At 35.6% G+C, this 20270-nt stretch carries 12 protein-coding genes; 11 read left to right on the top strand and 1 reads right to left on the bottom strand.

Annotated features, from left to right (window positions below; genetic code table 11):
- Positions 1-242: 242 nt before the first annotated feature.
- The 3 genes from KKG99_08625 (at position 243) to tilS (ending at position 5348) form a co-directional block, all read left to right on the top strand.
- Positions 243-2501, top strand: a complete 2259-nt coding sequence (locus KKG99_08625) for a prolyl oligopeptidase family serine peptidase (GenBank protein ID MBU1013059.1) — start codon at positions 243-245, stop codon at positions 2499-2501.
- 4 nt (positions 2502-2505) lie between these two features.
- Complete coding sequence (locus KKG99_08620) at positions 2506-3675, top strand: hypothetical protein (protein ID MBU1013058.1); 1170 nt, start codon at positions 2506-2508, stop codon at positions 3673-3675.
- 344 nt (positions 3676-4019) lie between these two features.
- Positions 4020-5348 carry a tRNA lysidine(34) synthetase TilS gene (tilS, locus tag KKG99_08615; protein MBU1013057.1) on the top strand — a complete coding sequence of 443 codons (1329 nt, stop codon included), beginning with the start codon at positions 4020-4022 and terminating at the stop codon, positions 5346-5348.
- Positions 5349-5444: 96 nt separating this feature from the next.
- Here tilS and KKG99_08610 read toward each other — a convergent pair whose 3' ends face one another.
- A complete protein-coding gene (locus KKG99_08610) occupies positions 5445-5966 on the bottom strand; it encodes a TlpA family protein disulfide reductase (GenBank protein ID MBU1013056.1) in 522 nt (173 codons plus the stop codon).
- A gap of 224 nt (positions 5967-6190) precedes the next feature.
- Between KKG99_08610 and KKG99_08605 the strand changes: the two genes are divergently transcribed.
- The 8 genes from KKG99_08605 (at position 6191) to KKG99_08570 (ending at position 20251) form a co-directional block, all read left to right on the top strand.
- Positions 6191-6754, top strand: a complete 564-nt coding sequence (locus tag KKG99_08605) for an RNA polymerase sigma-70 factor (protein ID MBU1013055.1) — start codon at positions 6191-6193, stop codon at positions 6752-6754.
- 76 nt (positions 6755-6830) lie between these two features.
- Complete coding sequence (locus KKG99_08600; protein ID MBU1013054.1) at positions 6831-8018, top strand: FecR domain-containing protein; 1188 nt, start codon at positions 6831-6833, stop codon at positions 8016-8018.
- A gap of 162 nt (positions 8019-8180) precedes the next feature.
- Entirely contained in the window at positions 8181-11636 is a 3456-nt protein-coding gene (locus KKG99_08595) for a SusC/RagA family TonB-linked outer membrane protein (GenBank protein ID MBU1013053.1), read from the top strand.
- Positions 11637-11647: 11 nt separating this feature from the next.
- Positions 11648-13039 (top strand): SusD/RagB family nutrient-binding outer membrane lipoprotein, encoded by a 1392-nt coding sequence (locus tag KKG99_08590; protein ID MBU1013052.1) that lies wholly within the window; start codon positions 11648-11650, stop codon positions 13037-13039.
- A 200-nt stretch (positions 13040-13239) separates the two neighbouring features.
- Complete coding sequence (locus KKG99_08585) at positions 13240-14469, top strand: C45 family peptidase (protein MBU1013051.1); 1230 nt, start codon at positions 13240-13242, stop codon at positions 14467-14469.
- Between the two features lie 487 nt (positions 14470-14956).
- The gene (locus KKG99_08580) at positions 14957-16939 is read left to right on the top strand and encodes a thioredoxin family protein (GenBank protein ID MBU1013050.1); all 1983 of its coding nucleotides are present in this window, start codon (positions 14957-14959) and stop codon (positions 16937-16939) included.
- 429 nt (positions 16940-17368) lie between these two features.
- Entirely contained in the window at positions 17369-17743 is a 375-nt protein-coding gene (locus KKG99_08575) for a Rid family detoxifying hydrolase (protein ID MBU1013049.1), read from the top strand.
- Between the two features lie 279 nt (positions 17744-18022).
- Entirely contained in the window at positions 18023-20251 is a 2229-nt protein-coding gene (locus KKG99_08570; GenBank protein MBU1013048.1) for a S9 family peptidase, read from the top strand.
- Positions 20252-20270 lie beyond the last annotated feature (19 nt).

Below are 20270 nucleotides of genomic sequence, written 5' to 3'. Positions count from 1 at the left end.
ATTCAAAATTTTGAATTAATTGTAAATAATGGTTTAACTAGTTGATAATAAAAGTAAAAAGTTACGTAAAACCTGAATTCCAGAGACTGAACAGCTTTATTTTTATTATCAACTTATTTATCAACGTATGCAAACACATATAGGGTTAGCCAATTATTGCGTAACTACATCAGGCAATAATGAAATAATCTCAAGCATTTTTTATTGATTTCTAATACATTAACTTAAAAAAATTCGAAATAATGAAAGCCCTTTTCTCTTTATTTTTCATGATGTGGTTGTCAATAGCCTGCAGCCAAAAACAACAAGTTAGCGATACTGTATTTATTAAAGGTGCCACTTTGATTAATCTGCAGGATGAGCAAGGAAAGTATTATGACGTTCCGAATGGCTTTGTCCACTTTAAAGCAAATGAAATTATAGCTGTGGGTACTTTTGATGAAAATACGACCATTCCAGCCAATGCACGGGTTATTGATGCAACAGGAAAATATATTTTACCCGGTTTGATTGATGGATTTGCTACCTTAAACAATCAATCATATGCCAACGCATATTTAGCTAAAGGAGTTACTACAATTATTGAAATTGATGATGGTCGTCGAGGTTGGTTTTATCCAAATGCAAATCCAGGTCCTGATTTTTATTATCTTGGATCGGTGGGAGATGAAGCCAAGTCAGATGATGCGCAACTTCACGATTTGCGAAATTTGCATAAAGAAGGGTATAAAATTGTTTTGCTTAAATATCAGCTCCGGCCAAATCAGGTTAGGTTGTTACAAGCTGAAGCTAAAAAATTGGGCATGGGCACGATTGGTGAATTGGGCCATTCATCCTATGCCGAAGCAATAAATATTGGTCTTGATGCTGTGGTTCACACCACCCGTTACTCATTGGATGTGGCACCACAAAAAATCAGGGAGGCCGTAGCTGATGAACCATTTAGCGATAAATTGAACAGTCCTAAATGGAAATATTATCAATATCTGGCTTCATTGGACACCTCCAATTTAGAATTACAGAAGCATGCTCAAACGTTGGCCTCAGGCCGTACCTTTATTATACCAACTTTTGGTTTGCTATATGCCGATTTGCCCGATCATAAAAATCCGTGGAACGATCCGGTTGCAAAAATTTTAAACCCTGTCGATATCAATAACCCGGTTGATAAAATTACAGGTAAACATTTATATACCCCTGAAGTCCAGGCAAATTATACTTCTTTGGCATTGCAACAACTAAAAATAGAACAGGTTTATCAAGCTAACGGATGTAAATATTTGGCTGGAAGCGCAACCGATGTTTGGGGTACTATGCCAGGTATTTCACTGCATTCAGAGCTGGAAATATTACACAGAATTGGTTTAAGTAATCGAGAGGTAGTGGCTGCAAGTACAAATAATTTTTCTGAAGCTTATGGATGGAAAACAGGAAAATTACAAAAAGGTTATGAAGCCGACCTTATCGTTTTAGACAAAAACCCATTGGAGAATTTAGAAAATTTAAACAGCATAACATTTTTATTTAACAATGGTGAGGAAGTGGATTTAGGCTCATTGCTGGCTTTACCTTATGACAATAGCTTGCCAAATGGGCAAATCGTTTCCCGAAAAGACTTTGATCCTTATGCTAGTTCCAGAGTCAGGCAATTGATTTTTGAACCTAAAACAAGCACATTGAAGCCCGAATTCTCATTTTTGGAAAACATCAAAATGGAAGAAGTTTATTACATGAGTGATGGCCTCAGGGTTAAAGCTTATATGGCTTATCCCAAAGGTTCAGAAAAATTGCCAGCCATTATTTATAACCGTGGAGGAAATCGGGAATTCAGTAAAATTAATCCTTACAGTGTTGTGGATCTTCTTGCACGAGTGGCTAGTTGGGGTTATGTAGCCATTGCCAGTCAATATCGTGGAACGGATGGGGGAGATGGTCAGGAAGAATTTGGTGGATCCGATGTAAACGATGTTTTAAACCTCATTCCACTCTTAGGAAAAATGCCTCAGGCAGATGTCGAAAAAATTGGAATGTTTGGGAAGAGCAGAGGAGGAATGATGACCTATCTGAGCTTGATGAAAACAAATAAAATAAAGGCAGTTGCTGTGATAGGTGGAGTTACCGATTTGCAAATGATGGATGATGAACGAGGTGGCGAAATGGAAAAAACTGTTTATAGTCAATTAATACCAAAATATTGGATGAATAAAGACTCACTGTTGAAGGAACGTTCGGCCATTACTCGTGTTCATGAAATCAGCAAAACCTGTCCGATATTGATTATGCATGGTACTTCTGATTGGCGCGTTCCACCTATGGCAGCAATAAATATGGCTAGTGCTTTTCAAAAGGGGAAAATCCCTTATCGTTTAGTGATGATGGAAGGCGCTGATCATGGGCTTACCGAATTCAAAGAAGAAACCAATCTTATGCTTAAAGAATGGTTCGACCGTTTTTTAATAATGAATGAGCCACTGCCTGATCTTGAAAAACACGGGAATTAAGGATATGAAACGAAGAAATTTCATTAAAACAGGAAGCATACTCACAGTTGCAGCTACGGTTCCTTCAATCGCTTTTTCTGATAGAATCAGCGAGGACCACCAGATGAAAATTGACAGTAAAAAAATTAATTTTACACGCGATGGCTTGGATTTTACCCCGGCTGAATATAGTAACCTGCTCTCAAAATTGTCCGCCAATGCTGGAATTTCAATCGATGATTATTCTTTGGGAGGGGTTGTTGAGGAACTCGAAAAAGGAATGGCTAAGATACTGGGAACCGAAAGTGCAATTTTTATGCCTACCGGAACCTTGGCTAATCACATAGCTGTGCGGAAACTGGCTGGCGAAAATCGTAAAGTATTGGTTCAGTCGGATAGTCATTTATATCGTGATTCCGGCGATTGTGCCAATATTTTGAGTGGACTAAATCTAATTCCGCTTGGTAAAGGTAAAGTTGATTTTAATTTAGCAGAGGTTGAAAAAGAATACTTGCGGACAAACGAAGGTAGGGTAGATACGCAAATAGGAGTTATTAGCATTGAATCTCCGGTGCGCAGATATAATAATCAATTGTTTGATTTTGACAAGATGAAAGAAATATCTGCCTTTGCACATAAAAATAATATCAAGATGCATCTTGATGGCGCGCGTCTTTTCAATGCTTGTGTTCATACAGATAAAAGCCCGAACGATTTTGTGGAACTGTTTGATACCGTTTACATTTCCTTATATAAAAACTTTAATGCGGCTTCAGGTGCTATTTTAGCAGGTAAAAAAACATTTATCGAGGATCTTTTTCATACCCGACGAATGTTTGGGGGTGGGGTGATTCAGGTATGGCCCTTTGCTGCTGTAGCAAACCATTATCTGGATAGTTTCTTATCCGATTATGAAGCAAGTTTGAAACAAGCTGATGTTTTTTTTAATGAGCTACAAGCACAGTCAGATATAGATATATTTAAAATTCCGAATGGAAGTAATGTGTTTCAAATGAACCTTAATCATATCGATGCCACAAGGTTGATTGTTGCTCTGGAAGCAATGAATGTTTTTCTGCCAGCAGTAAATCATAATGATGGGTTTATTTATTTCAAAATTAATCCAAGTATTTTACGAAAACCTGTAAACGAATTAACCCGGATTTTTATACAAGCTATAAAGGAAGTTTCTTGAATTTGAAATTTTGACGAGGCTTTAATATAGAGTCGTCTGTATTTTTAATTCTGACTCCTTAAATCTGGTAACGTTTTCGGCTTTAATAGGAGTAAATCTTTAACATAAAGATTAACTGAATTGCTGGACTTCAAAATAATTGTAATTTTTCTTTTAAAACAATGATTCATAAATTTCCCCCGAAAACTGTAATATTAGGTTTCGGGGGCTTTACATTTATAATTTTTTTTATCAGCTTTCTCCCGATTATATTTATGATAATATATAAGAAGCCAATTGATAATAAAGCTAGCTTATTATATAGTTTAGGTGTTTTAATACCATCCATTTGTTAATTTTGCAGGATGCTGGAAAGATTTAAATCTTACATTATACAGAATAAGCTCTTTAATTCAGAGGATAAAATCCTGCTGACAGTTAGTGGTGGCATGGATTCTGTAGCTATGTGCGAGTTATTTCAACAGGCTGCTTATAATTTCGGGATAGCACACTGCAATTTTAAATTGAGGGGCGAGGAGTCGGATGGAGATGCACTATTTGTTAAAGAACTGGCTGATAAATATAAAGTTCCTTTCTTCTATATCGAATTTGACACCAATCAAATTGAGAAGGAGCGAGGAATTTCAACGCAAATGGCTGCCAGGGACTTACGATACGAGTGGTTCGAGAAACTTCGGTCAGAAAATGGTTATCACAAAATTGCCACGGGTCATCATCAGGACGATCAGCTTGAAACTTTTTTTATTAACCTATTGCGTGGAACAGGTATTTCAGGCTTGCACGGGATCAGGGCCATGCAAGGAAATTTAATACGCCCACTGCTCTTTACAACACGGAAGGAAATTGCCGTATTTATTGAAAAATCTCAATTAACATATCGCGAAGACTCATCCAATGCCTCTGATAAATACTTACGCAATAAAATCAGACATCATTTGTTGACGGTTTTGGAAGATATTGATCCTGCCTATTTGAATACTTTTGATGCAAATATGAAACGCTTCAGAGAAGCAGAAGAAATTTATACATCGCAAATAAATAAAACGAGAGAAAAATTACTGATAGAGCATCACAATGAATATTCAATTTCAATTCATGAACTTGAAAAACTTCGACCCATTTCAACTTATTTATATGAACTGATCCGTGAATTTGGATTTAGCTTTCAAACAACTGAGGATATCATTAAAAATTTGAACAGTGGATCGGGGAGTCAATTTTATTCAGATACACACCATTTGATTAAAGATAGAACTCAGTTGATGATCAGAGCCTTGAAAAAGGAAGCAGAAAAAGAATTTTTTATATCCGACAGGACAAAAAAAATAGAAAAGCCAATTTGTTTAAATCTCAGCAGTTTTGCTAAAGATTCAACTTTTGAATTTTCAACAGAAAAGCACGTCGCGAGTCTCGACCAGGGAAAATTGACTTTTCCTTTAAGCATCCGTAAATGGAAAAAAGGAGATTATTTTTTTCCTTTGGGAAGTAATTTTAAAAAGAAATTAAGCGACTATTTTATCGACCAAAAATTCTCACTTTTTGAAAAAGAGGATAGTTGGTTGTTATGCTCAGGAGATGATATCGTTTGGATTATCGGGCATCAAATCGATAACCGATTTAAAATTACTTCAAAAACAAAAAATATCCTTCAAATCGAATATAGTGCAGAATAATTCAACCTCAGTCTCTTAATTTAAAAAACTTAGCACACGAAAGAGTTGTTTCACAACCTGATCGTGAACCAAGTCTTAAAAATTGGGATTGTTTTATTATTTTGTTTCCTTATCGATTATTTCATTCAATATCTTTGCATCCTCTTCAGTATAACCTTGTTTCTGGTAAATAATTTTTCCGTCTTTATTTACAAGCACATTTCGAGGGATGTATTTTGTAAAAAATTTCCCATAAATTGTTTTACCGGGATCAGGACCAATTGGGTAAGTGAAGCCTTTTTTCGCGTTGAAAGTTTTAATTTCTTCCATTGAGTGATCCCGTCCGAAAGCGAGGACCTTAAATTCGCGATCCTTGTATTTCTGCCAAACATTGGCTTCAATTAGGGGCATTTCTTTCTGACAGGGAGCACACCAGGTAGCAAAAAAGAGAAGAAGAACGGTTTCCCCTTTTAGTTCAGACATTTGATAAGTTTTGCCATCAATCGTAGTAAATGAAAAATCCGGAACATCCTGTCCTACCTTGGTTAGATTGAACGTTTCAGGGTCTTCTTTGGCCTGTGTGAATGTGCTGAAAGAGAGTCCTGTTGCAATAAAAAAAATGAATAGCTTATTTAACATTGTTGTAAGAATTTAGTAATTGAAACAGTTTAAAATTTATCAAAATATCTTATATTTATGATCCTTAAACAGGAAGAATCAAAAAAGGGATTAGTTAGTTTCCAATTTAGATGTAAGAAAAAGTATCCATTTATTATACAATTAAATCAAAGAAAGAATCCATATAAGCTTATGGAATTTTAGTTTAAATCTAATTTTCTATATTTGTTTCCTAAATGCGCATAATGGAATCTGAAATTCTTTTAAAATTAAGTAAAGGAGATAAATCTGCTTTTAAGTTGATTTTTGATACTTATTATAAAAGCCTCAGTTTATTTATTCAAAAAATTATTTTAAATGCTGAACAATCGGAAGATATTGCGCAAGAAGTATTTATAAAAATTTGGGAAAAAAGGATACTTTTTTCAAATACGCTCGCCTTAAAAGCATACTTATATCAAGCAGCTAAAAACAAAGCGCTAAATGTGATTGAACACGAAGCTGTCAAAAAAAGATATCAAGATAGAATTTTATATGTTGAAAAAACCGAAAATTTCTTCTTTCAACATTTTATCGAACAAGAAACGAATCGATTAATAATGCATACGGTAGACAAATTGCCGCCACGAGCAAAAGAAGTGCTTTATTTGAATTTGGAAGGACATAAAAATCAGGAAATTGCTGATCATTTACAAATCTCAATTAATACCGTTAAAACACATAAAGCTTCCGCTTATAAGTTTCTTAAAGAAAATCTAAAGGATATAAGTCTTCTCATTATTGCATTTTTTATCCATTTTAATAATTAACAAAAATTTAACATTTTTTAATTGAAGACTAGTCCCTTTTTTAACATCGGCTGTTTAATAAGTATCTATTTAGCATATGAAAAAAGAAAATTACCTTAGAATTCCTGATATTATTATTAAAGCGTTAAATCAGGAAGCCAATTTAGAGGAGACGAAAACTCTTCAGGAATGGTTATCTCATTCAAAGGATAACCAAAAATTATATGAAAGATTTAAGCAAAAGGAAAACCTTTATGCCTTAATTAAGGATCACGATAAAATTGATAGCCTTAAAGCTTGGGAAAATATAAATAAAAAGATGAGCAAAAAGCAAGTGCGATCTAAAAGGATTCTTTTATCAATTCTTAAGTACGCTGCAATTTTAGCCATCCCTTTATTAATAGGTGGATATTTTTTATATCAAAGAACCTCATCTTCGGAATCATATATTTCGTTTAATAAACTTGAGGAACAAATTAATGAACTGGAAGAATCTTCATTAATAATGGCAGATGGAACAATTATAAGCCTTGCCGCATCGTTAAAGGGGGATTCTATTATAGAGATTGATGGAACACAGATAACTAAAGATAAATCAGAAATCTTGTACAGTAATAATAAAGCCATAACTCAACAAGAAATTCAATTTAATACCTTAATCACTCCAAAAAGTAAAGTCTTTAATGTAACATTGTCCGATGGTACCAAAGTATGGTTAAATGCTTCTTCGGCAATTAAGTATCCAACTCAATTTTCGTCAGATATCAGGAAAGTTTATTTAACAGGTGAAGCATATTTTGAGGTAACCAAAGATAAAATCAGGCCATTTATCGTATCTACAAATGATATGGAGGTAGAAGTAATAGGAACTTCGTTCAATATAATGGCTTATCCTAATGAAAATTCAGTAGAAACCACCTTGGTTGATGGGGAAGTAAAGGTAAAAGCCTCAAAATATAATCTTGTTCTGGTGCCAGGCAAGCAGGCTAAATTTGATAAAACGTTAGACAATCTTCAGGAAATTAAGGTAAATACTGAATTATATACTTCATGGAAAGCAGGGAAATATATTTTTGAATATGAAAACCTTCAAAATGTGATGACAAAATTATCCAGATGGTATGACGCTGAAATTACCTTTTTAAATACGAATGCGGAAAATTTACATTTTTCCGGAACCTTATATAAATACAATGATATCAAACAAACATTACACATTATTGAATTAGCAACAAATGTAAAATTTGAAATAATTGAAAATACCGTTTTGGTTAGTAGAAAGTAGGCTTAAATAAAACGGAGGATGCGGCAACATCCTCCGTAAGCTTAACAGAATATTCTTAAAAATCCCAGATATGAACATTAAGTTAAACCAAATTTTAACAAAGTTATGAAAAATTTACTTTCTAATTCTTCTCCTCATGCGAGGAGAAATTTCTTCTTAATTATGAAGCTAAAAATTTTTATCATTCTAATCACTGCATTTCAGATCACTGCAAATGCATATTCACAGGAACCCAGACTCAATTTAAGTCTGAAGAATGCTAGTATAGAAGATGTTTTGAAGGCAATTCAGAGTCAATGCGACTATGAATTTTTCTATGCGCATGAAGAAATTAATTCAAAACATACTATTAATATAAGCCTTGAGAATGCTTCACTTGATGAGGTCCTTATGTTATGTTTTGAAAACTCTGGCTTGAACTATGAAATTGTTGATAAAGTTATTGTTATCAAACCTGCAGCAAAACTAAAAAATGAGGTACCACAAACACCTGTTCCGAAAATTAAAATAACAGGAAAAGTTACAAGTTTAGAAGATGGATTAGGCTTACCGGGTGTCACCATTATGATAAAAGGAACAACTTCTGGTGTTACCACAGATAGAGATGGTAATTATACGCTTGAGGTACCTGATGCAAAAGCAATTCTTGCATTTTCATTTATTGGATTCGAAGATCAAGAAATAGCGGTAATGAATAATACCGTTATTAATATAGTGATGAAGACAAGTTTAAGTGAGCTGGAAGAAGTAATTGTTACGGCTCTTGGAACAACTGTAAAAGTTGACGAAACAGGATCAACAAGTTCGATTGTTAATGCTGATAATGTGAAAAAATCAGGATCAGCAGGGCTTATTGATGCTTTAGCAGGTCAGGCTTCCGGTGTGAAGATCAATAAATCAAGCGGAGATCCGGGATCAGGTTCATCAATCGTTATCAGGGGAACCAACACCATTTCAGGAGCAAGCCAACCTTTAATTATTATAGATGGTATGCCGGTTAGCAATGATAATATAGGAGGTGTTACTGTTACCCAACAATCACGGTTGGATGATATCAATGCAAAAGACATTGAGTCTGTGCAAATTTTAAAAGGTGCTTCAGCAGCAGCACTTTGGGGTTCAAGGGCAGCAAATGGTGTAATTGTTATTACTACCAAAAATGGTACGATGAACCAAAAACCAGTAGTAGAATATTCATTTACCCAATCTTTTGATAAGGCTAGTGTTTTTGAACCATTACAAGATAAATACGGACAAGGTAAAGGTGGTGTATGGGCGATGAACACAAACTTATCATGGGGCGACAAAATTGCAGATCGTTCGGGTGCGGCTGATGAAGTAAATGTAAATGGGGGAAGCTTTATTTCAAATACTACCGGAAATACACATTATTTGATAACTAAGAAAAACTCAAAAGAAACCTATGTGGAAAGTAACCGGGACCTGGTTTTCCGTACGGGTTCATTCGCTCAACATAACTTTTCAATAAGAGGTGGCGGCGAAAAAACAGCTTATTTTTTAAGTTTTGAAAACCTGGATCAAAACGGGATTGTTAGAAATTACGATTATCACCGAAAAAACTTAAGGCTGAATACCAAGACTCAACTTTATGACTGGTTGACCCTGGATAGTAAAATTACTTATGCAAACACAAAGTCAAACAGGACCATTACAGCCGGCGAAACTACAAATGGTGTTTTAATTGGACTCTATCGTTCAGCACCGGATTTTGATATGTCAGATTACATCGGAACATATGTTGCCGCTAACGGAACTGTTTATCCGAACAGACAAAGAATGTATTTCAATGCTCATATTGGACAATCAGCGGCCCCAAGTTATACCAACCCTTTATGGGCTATATATGAGCAACAATCGCCCAATAATGTTGATCGATTTATAATCAACCCGGAATTAAAAATTTATCCGACAGAGTGGCTGAAGTTTATTGTTAGGGGAGGTCTTGACTATTACAATGATGTAAGAAGCGAATTTTACCCGATTGGCTCATCAAGTTCAGCCAGAGGCGTTGGTTTGTGGACTCAAACCGATATTAGAAACAAGGAGATTAACTTTGATGCAATTGCCATCGCAACACATGATTTAAACAAAGATGTAAAACTGGAGGCAACTTTAGGGGTAAATTACAATGACAGAAATCGATTTATGGACGTCAATACCCTTTCACCATTTGCAGTTGATTCAAGACTTTATACCTCTGATTTAAATCCGGATAAGTCTGCATCTACATGGAAAACCACTCAGACACAAATTCGTTCAAATCGTGGATTCGGAATACTTAATTTTGGTGTATTCAATCAATTGTTCGTTACGGTTTCAGGTGCTGTTGAGGCTGCTTCTACTATTAAAGGAACTTTCTTTTATCCATCAGTAGATTTGGCATGGCAATTTACCGATTTGGTTAAATCAGATGTTTTAAGTTTTGGAAAGTTAAGATTTGCCTATGGAAAAGTGGGTATCCAACCAGCACCATATAGATTTTACACTTTAGCTGCTGCCGGTTATGCAGATTTTGGAGGTAGTTACACGTTATCAACCACAAAAGGTAATTTAAACTTGAAACCTGAAATAAAAACTGAATGGGAAATTGGAACCAATCTAAGATTCTTAAAAAACAAGATTGAATTTGGCTTAACCTATTATAAAAACCAAATTAAAGACATCCTTTTTGCTGTAAAAACCAATCCCAGCTCCGGTTATACTTTTAACTATAAAAACGCTGCAGTTATTGAAAACAAAGGATTTGAATTAGATTTAAGCGGTAAGATAATAGAACAAAAGGATTTGCGATTAACAGTAAGTGCTAATTTTAATAACAATAAAAATCTGGTAGTTGACATTGCCGGTGCCGAAACCGTGGATATTGGAGGTACTTCAAAAGCGGTTAAAGGATACCCTATGAGTTCTTTTTATATAGCCGGGTCACTGCGTGATGAAAACAACAAATTAATTCTTGATGCAAACGGGTATCCGCAGTTGGATACAAAAGCAAGGGTTCTTGGAGATCCAAATCCTGATTGGAGAGGTGGTATAGGATTCCAATTAAATTATAAAAATTTTGATTTGAGTGTTTTATTCGAACATTCACAAGGTGGAGATTTCTTAGATAGGACAAAACTTACGCTTTATGGTTTTGGACAACATGTTGATGTATCAAACGAAGTAACGATACCTTTTGACATGCCAAATGTTGCATCAGTAAATGGAACAATTAAATATCATACAGGAGATATTGTGAGAGGTAATCTTCAAGACTTTGGCGGTGGAATGGTTATCCTTGATGAGGCATGGTATAATGGTAGAGGCGGAGGTTTAGGTTTTAGTCACGTTAATGACTTTTTTGTTGAAGACGCAACCTGGACCAAGCTTCGTAATATAACTCTTGGATATACTTTCAAAAAACTTAAAGTAACATCAAAAATGACATTCAGTTCCTTAAGATTATCTGTTACCGGAAGAGATTTGATCCTTTGGACCAAATTGGTAGGTGTCGATCCTGACTCTAATTATTATGGCGTTAGTAATGTTTCAGGGATGAATTATTTTAATAATCCAGGTACACGTTCTGTATTATTTAATCTTCAAGTTACTATTTAAAACATGATCTTATGAAAACAAAAAATTTAAAATACTTACTTGTTTTTGCGACAATTGGATTATCAAGTTGCGAAAAAATGGTGGACGGAATAAATGACAATCCAAATCAACTTACAATTACTGCTGTTGATCCCGGCCTTTTTATGAATGGTGCCGAATTGGCTAATATAGTTTTACAATGTGGAGAATTTAATCGTGTAGCCGGATTTTACTCAGGACAATTAGAGGGTATTAACCAGGATGAGAAAACAAAGTATGAATATAACGTTACAACTATAACTTTTGACTGGGAGGCCTATCAAGGAGTAATTGCACCTGTCCGGGAAATTCGTAATAGAACAACCGACAATCCATTATATCAGGGGATGACAAAAGTGTTGGAAGCAAACGCTATAGGAACTTATGCTTCATTATATGGAGATATCCCTTATTCAGAAGCTGTAAGCGATGTTGAAAATCCAAAATTTGATGATCAACTGGAAATTTTTGCTGCTTTACAAACGCTTCTTTCTGACGCTATAAATGACCTTGGCAGTGCAGGGGCTAGTGTAGTTGCTCAAGACTATATATTTGCCGGTAACAAAACTAAATGGCTTCAAACGGCTTACACACTAAAGGCTCGTTATTATATGCTGACAAAACAATACGATCTTGCTTATGCAGCTGCACAAAATGGAATTTCTTCAAAGGATAATAGCATGATGTTTAAACCTAAGAATTCAGGTGTAAATGCCACCACAAATAAATATTATCTTACTTTGTCGAATTCATACAATGTTGGAACAGGAAATTTCCTTACACGATTATTGGATAATACAAGTGGGGTTTCACGCAATAACGCAAAAACAAACGAGGCTGCCAGACTTAAGTATTACACTATTAATTATAATAGTTTTACAGCTAATACCGGTATTGCAGCAGCATACGAACCTCAGCAAATCGTTTCTTATCAGGAGAACCTTTTAACTCTTGCTGAAGCAGGTGCCAGAACCCAAGGGTTTACAACAGGGCTCGGACATTTAAATACTTATAGGGCAGCCTTAGCTACAGGTGCACTTTTTAACACAAGTGTATCAGCTCTTACAAAAAAATATGATGCCTATGTTGAAGCAGATTTTAATGCTGGTGGAATGGAAAATACAGATAATATTGTTCCATTAAGGGCTTTACTAAGGGAAATTATTGAAGAAAGATATGTGTCAGGGTTTACAACATTTATGCCTTATGATGACACAAGGAGACTCCAAAAGTCAGATTCGGACATTGATGTACCTTTCCCATTAAACATAGGTTCGGCTACTAAAAATGTTGAACGATTTTTGTATCCGGCTGATGAGGTAGAATCAAATAGTAATGCACCGGCTGAACCGGGCTTATATGCAAAAACTAAGGTAAACCTATAGTAAATTGTGTTTTCGTTTCTGAATTGGGAGGGCATGGTAAATGCCCTCCCTTTCTTAGGAATCCAGAATTAGAATGAAAGGATTTCTTGTGCTCTCAATAAAAAATCATAAATTTAAGTAATGGCTATAAATCTGGCTTTGTTTTTAAGGCCGATTCATAAATGAATAAAAAAATTAAATAATCTTAAAATACCATTAAAATGAAAAAATTAATCCTCTTAAGCATTATATCCTTTTTTGTCATTTTTCATAATCAGGCTGATGCCTGCACGTCATTTATTATTTCAGGAAAATATACTGTTGATGGTAAACCTCTTCTCTTAAAAAACAGGGATACAGGTGAAATGAGGAACTCTCTAGTCATATATAATGATGGTAAATACAAGTACATGGCTGTGACCAATAGTACTGAACGAGGTATGAAAAGTTCAGTGTGGGGTGGTTATAATGAAAAAGGATTCGCCATTATGAACACTGCTGCCTATAACAATAATGTTGGGGATTCAACAAGTCCTGGTGACCAAGATGGAGTTGTTACAAAATTGGCGCTGATGGTCTGCTGTTCGCTTGAAGATTTTGAACATTTCCTGGATACACTGACAAAGCCAATGGGCGTCAATTCAAATTATGGGGTTATTGATGCAAATGGTGGAGCGGCTTATTATGAGACCGGAAATTATAAATATGTAAAAGTGGATGCGAATGATCCAAAACAAGCACCTTATGGCATCGTTGTTAGAACGAACCATTCAATGAGTGGGGATAAGGAACTTGGATCTGGATTTAACAGGTTTAACAATGCAAGCATAATCCTCAACCAAGCAGCATTAGAGAAAAAATTAGCACCTGAATATCTTATTAATGCCATATCCAGAAGTCTGTATCATCCCAGAATCCAAGCAGATTTGGCGGATGAGATGCCGGCTCAAAGAGATGTGTCGGAATTCAGATTCTTCATGGACTATATACCAAGAGTATCAACCTCCTCATCGTACATATTTGTAGGAGCAAGAGATTCAAAACATGTGGACGAAATGATGATGTGGACCATTATAGGTTTCCCTCTGACCACTGTTGCTGTTCCTACCTGGTTATCAGCAGGAGAACTTCCAAAAGTAGTTGCAATGGGTAAGGACCTGCAATCTCCTCTTAATACCGCTGGATTAAAATTTAAAGAAGAATGTTTCCCTCTTAAAAGTGACAATGGGCAAAATTATATTAATTTATCGGCAGTTATAAATAGTGAAGGAACAGGTTACACGCAAATAATTCGGCACATGGAAAAAACAATTGCCGTAAAAGCTAATGAATTAATTGGTGAACTTGATGCCGGAACCAAAAAACCAAAAGACATCCAGGAATTTTATCAATGGCTTGATAAATATTTATTGGAGCAATACCAAAGAAGGTTAAATTATAAATTATTCTAACGGATATAATTGGACCTTTTGGTATTTACAAAATGTATTTTTTAAAAAGTACTCTCCAAAAAGTTTATTAATTAAGGTGTTGAGAAGATTGAGTGCCCGCCAGACCAGACTGGCACTCAATCATTAAATAAATTTAGCTGCTGGTGCGGCCCCTTTTATATATAAGAATGCATGCTTATAAATTTAATCCTAAGGTAAAATATTTAATCCTCATTCACTCTTTTTCTGTTTTTGTTTGTCTTATTTGTTGTAGATTAATATTTCATTCGATTCATAGTTGAAAACTTATTTTGACCTTTTAAGCCATCATGTGTAATTTTGATATATAATAAAAAGGATTGATTATTGATGAAGCCTGAAAAATATGAATGAAACATTTCAATCTGAGTCTGTTAAAAATTAGTTAATAAGTTAAATTCATATCTAAATTGCTATATGTTTTTATTAAATTTGCTTATTATTTTATAATCCTATTTAAATCATTCTGATGAAAAAAACCTTTCTTATTTCACTTTTAATCAGCCTCACCTTCATGAGTGCATTCTCCCAGGTCGAACAACCGGTACACTGGAGCTTTGCCAGCAAAAATCTGGGAAATAATGAATATGAGTTAATCTTTACAGCAGATATTGATGAGCCCTGGCACATGTATTCTCAGAAAATCGAGATGCAACCACCGGCCACATTGTTCACCTTTGCCGAAAATGCCAATGTTGAATTCATCGGAATTGTTGAAGAAACGGAATCAATTGAGGTTTATGATCCCAACTTTGAGATGATGATCCGCTATTTTTCTCATCAAGGGGTTTTTACGCAAAAGGTTAAAATTATAGGAAATTCGCTTACAACCATTAAGGGTTCAATCGAGTTTATGAGTTGTGACGATACCAAGTGTTTGCCCCCCACCGAAATAGAATTTGAATTTAAAGATTTAGGAACCGGAACTACAGATAACGCAAAAACTCCGGCTGCAAAAGCAGTAGAAGCGCAAAATTCGGTTGGTGATTCAGATACAAATTCATCGGATAAATCCTTATGGGTTTTCTTTTTCATTGCTTTGATGTCTGGTTTTGTTGGAGTCCTGACACCCTGTGTTTACCCAATGATCCCCATGACTGTTACGTTCTTTATGAACAGCAGCAAAAACAAAATACAGGCAAAAACCAATGCGATGGTTTATGGTTTGTCTATCATTATAATCTACACATTTATCGGGGTATTGGTTTCTGTTCTGTTTGGTTCCGATTCGATTAAAAGTGTAAGTAGCCACTGGATTACAAATACGATATTCTTTTTATTGTTTGCCATTTTTTCAGCTTCTTTTTTTGGCTTATTCGAGTTTGTTTTACCTTCAAAACTGACTAATAAATCAGACCAGCAAGCGGATAAAGGTGGAATTATCGGAGCCTTTTTCATGGCTTTAACATTGGTATTGGTTTCATTTTCGTGTACAGCGCCATTCGTTGGTGGAATATTGGTTGAAGCATCAACCGGTAGCATCATCATGCCTGCAGTTGGGATGTTTGGGTTCTCATTGGCATTTGCCTTACCGTTTACCTTACTTGCATTATTCCCGTCATGGATGGGAAAACTTCCAAAATCAGGCGGTTGGTTAAACTCGGTTAAAGTTGTTCTTGGTTTTATCATTTTAGCTCTGGGATTAAAATTCCTTTTGGTTCCAAACCAGGCATTAGGTTGGGGATTATCTCGTGAGTTTTTCATTGCTATTTGGATTGTTTTATTCACTTTATTGGGATTCTACCTCTTGGGAAAAATCAAATTCTCTCACGATAGTGATGTAAATCACATCAGTGTTCCTCGATTATTCTTGGTAATCGCCACTTTTACTTTTGTGGTTTATTTAATTCCGGGGATGATTGGAGCTCCTTTAAAAGCAATTTCTGGCTTCTTACCTACCGAATCTTCTTTTGACTTAGTTGAATTAATTGGGAAAAAACAACCTGTTATGGTAAGTTCTGGCCCAAAATCGGAAATTTGTGAAGAGCCCAAATATGGCGATATTTTGCATTTACCTCACGGACTTCAGGGATACTTCGATTATGAGCAGGGAATGGCTTGTGCCAAAAAATTAAATAAACCTGTGATGCTAGATTTTAAAGGACATTCTTGTACCAATTGTAAGGTCATGGAAAAAAATGTTTGGTCCGATCCCGAAGTATTAAAACGATTGAGCGAAGATTATGTGATCATCGCTTTATATGTTGATGATCGCACGGAAATGGCAGAATCGGATTGGGTGACTTCAAAAATTGATGGTAAAGTAAAGAAAACCATTGGCAAAAAAAATGCAGATTTTCAGGTGGAAAAATACCGTGTAAACGCGCAGCCTTATTATGTTTTGATTGATCATGAAGGTAACCAACTGGTTGAGCCCCGTGCTTTTGATCTAAGCGTTAATGGATTTGTTGAATTTCTCGATAAGGGGAAAGCAGAATTCGAAAAGAGATAATAAAAAGACCGGTTTAACAACCGGTTTTTTTATGGTTTTTGCCTAAACGAATTGATTAATGCGATAAATAAAAACATCAAACCAAAACACTTTATTCTTTGCAATGATTTGGGCGTGTTGCAAATATGTTCATTTTTTGGTAAAAGCAAGTGATCATGTCCATTAATTTGTAAAAAATGGACATGATGAAATATCTTGTCCAATAAATGAACAAAGTAATCATCTAAGATCATGGATGAACCAAGCACTATTTTAAAAAAATTAAGATCCATCACTGGGTTAATAACAATCAGTATTTCAATACATTTTTAAAATTGCATAAGTAAAATTAATGATCTTTGTATTCATTATTAACCCGAATTAAGGTTGTAAATTTGAATTCATTATTTGAAAATAAACAATAAAAAATAATCATTAATCATTAAAACGATGGAAGCAATTTATGTTAAAGGGGCACCAGACGCAATAGGGCCATATTGCCATGCAATGAAAGTTGGAAATTTGGTGTTTGTTTCAGGACAAGCAGCGGTGAATCCTGCTACAAAAAAGTTAGAAGGATCAAGCATTGAGGATCAGACTGAACGAACTTTTAATAATATTTCAATAATTTTAGCAGGTATGGGCCTTACCCTTAAAAGCATTGTCAAAGCAACGGTTTTTTTGAAAGACATGGATGATTTTCACAGAATGAACAAAGTATATGAGAAACGCTTTGACGGTCATAAACCTGCCCGTTCCACAATTAGTGTAAAGAAAAACCCTTTGGATGCTTTGGTGGAAATTGAATGTATAGCCGAATTGTAATTGAAATTATCGCTGAATAATCAATCATTTTGTCGATGAAAGGAACTCAGTGTTTGAATATCGAAACTCTTTCTGTATTTTCGGAGATCGTAAAATAGTTTACTATCTGTTAAGTTATTGATAACAAAACCGATAATATTATGATTTAATTGCCTTAAATTTGATTGAAGTAAAAATAAATTTAAAATCATGAAACGAGCCATGATACATCATCTCACACAGACGTATAATTCTCGATGGCGAGTTCCATATGACAATTAAAAAACTAATTATAAACATATGAAAAAGAAGTCCATCTCATTAATCTTAATCTTCTCATTCATCTCGCTCTTAAGTTGTGGGCAGAAAGAGGATTTAACACTTGAAAAACTTTATTCAACGAATGAATTTCCAACAAAAGGCTTTGGACCCGCACGATGGTTGTCAGATGGATCAGGATATACTACGCTTGAGCGTTCTGCAGATGGTGGCAGGGATATCATCAAGTATAATCCTGAAACAGGAAGTCGGATAGTTCTGATAAAGGCTAAATCCTTTGTGCCGGTTGGTGAAAAGTCTCCACTTGAAATCAGTGATTACAGTTGGTCGGAAGACGGAGGGAAACTCCTGATTTTTACAAATACCCGAAGGGTTTGGCGATATAATACCCGGGGTGATTACTGGGTACTTGATTTAAAATCAGGAAAACTTCAACAAATTGGAAAGACGTTAAAGGCAACCACCTTAATGTTTGCCAAGTTTTCGCCCGATTGCAAAAAAATTGCCTATGTGAGCGAACAGAATATTTTCATGGAGGATTTAGCTACTCAGGTTATTACCCCCTTAACTAAGGATGGTGGAGCCAATATCGTAAACGGGACCTTCGACTGGGTTTATGAAGAGGAACTAAATTTACGCGACGGTTTCAGGTGGAGCCCTGATTCTAAAAAAATTGCATACTGGCAAATGGACACTGAGGGGATCGGTACCTTTTACATGATCAATAATATCGATTCGATTTACCCAAAACTGATCCCGTTGCCCTATCCTAAAGCAGGCACTAAAAATTCTGCCTCAAAAATCGGGGTGCTGGACATTGAAACCCTTAAAACAAAATGGATGGATATCCCCGGTGATCCGCGTAATCATTATTTGGCACGCATGGATTGGGCTAACTCTTCCGAAGAAATTATTATTCAGCAACTCAACCGAAAACAGAACACCAATATTGTTTATTTTGGAAATGCGAATAACGGTTCAGCAAAAGTTATTTATACCGAAAAGGTGGATACCTGGCTGGATGTTTATGATGATTTAACCTGGCTGGATGATGGAAAATATTTTACATGGAGAAGTGACAATAGCGGATGGTTGCATTTATACAAGATTTCGAGAGATGGAAAAGAGGTTAAACCGATCACACATGGAGATTTTGAAATAATCAATTTACTCACTATTGATAAAAAGGGAGGGTGGATCTATTATATTGCTGCCCCCAATACCCCAACCGAGCGTTACTTATTCAGAAGCAAACTCGACGGCAATGGAGAGCCACAGCGACTTTCACCCGCTGATAGAAAAGGGCACCACTCATATAATATTTCACCTGACGGTAAGTTTGCCATTCATACTTTTTCAAATTCAAATACTCTTCCTCAAATAGACGTGGTAAGTTTGCCAAATCATAAAACCCTTAATGTACTGGAGGACAATTCAGCATTAAAAGCCAAGCTTGCCGGATACAATATTCCTAAAAAAGAATTCTTCAGGATTCAAGTTTCGGATGAGTTGGTTTTTGACGGATGGATGATAAAACCCTTGAATTTTGATCCTTCAAAAAAATATCCCGTGCTGTTTCAGGTGTATGGCGAACCGGCAGGAAGTACTGTTCAGAATAGCTATAGCAGGGATTTATATCACGAATTTATAGCCCAACAAGGTTATATTGTGATAAGTATTGATAATCAGGGTACCAATGTGCCACGAGGCAGAGAGTGGAGAAAGAGCATTTATAAAAAAATAGGCATTATCGCTACCGATGATCAGGCTGCAGCTGCCCGCAAAATCATGGAATGGGATTTTATCGATCCCGATCGGATTGCCATTTGGGGATGGAGTGGAGGTGGTTCCATGACGCTCAACTGTATGTTTAAATATCCTGAAATATACAAAACCGGAATAGCCGTTGCGTTTGTCAGCCATCAGAAATTATACAATACCATTTATCAGGAGCGATACATGGATACACCTGCTAATAATCCGGAAGGTTTTGCACAGGGCAGCCCAATTACCTTTGCTAAAAACTTAAAGGGAAATCTGCTTTTAATCCATGGTTCGGGCGATGATAATGTTCATTATCAGAGTTGCGAAATGCTGGTTGATGAGCTCATCAAGCATAATAAGTATTTTTCAATGCTTGTATATCCAATGCGTTCGCACGGTATTAATGAGCGTGAAAATACTTCATTACATCTTCGTATGTCGATGACCCGTTATTTGATGGAAAATCTACCGGCAGGGGGCAGATAAATGTTTAGCAGCTGACATA

It is taken from the genome of Bacteroidota bacterium (genome assembly GCA_018816945.1).
In the GTDB taxonomy this organism is placed as follows: domain Bacteria; phylum Bacteroidota; class Bacteroidia; order Bacteroidales.
This window is presented reverse-complemented; position numbering and strand designations above follow the sequence as displayed.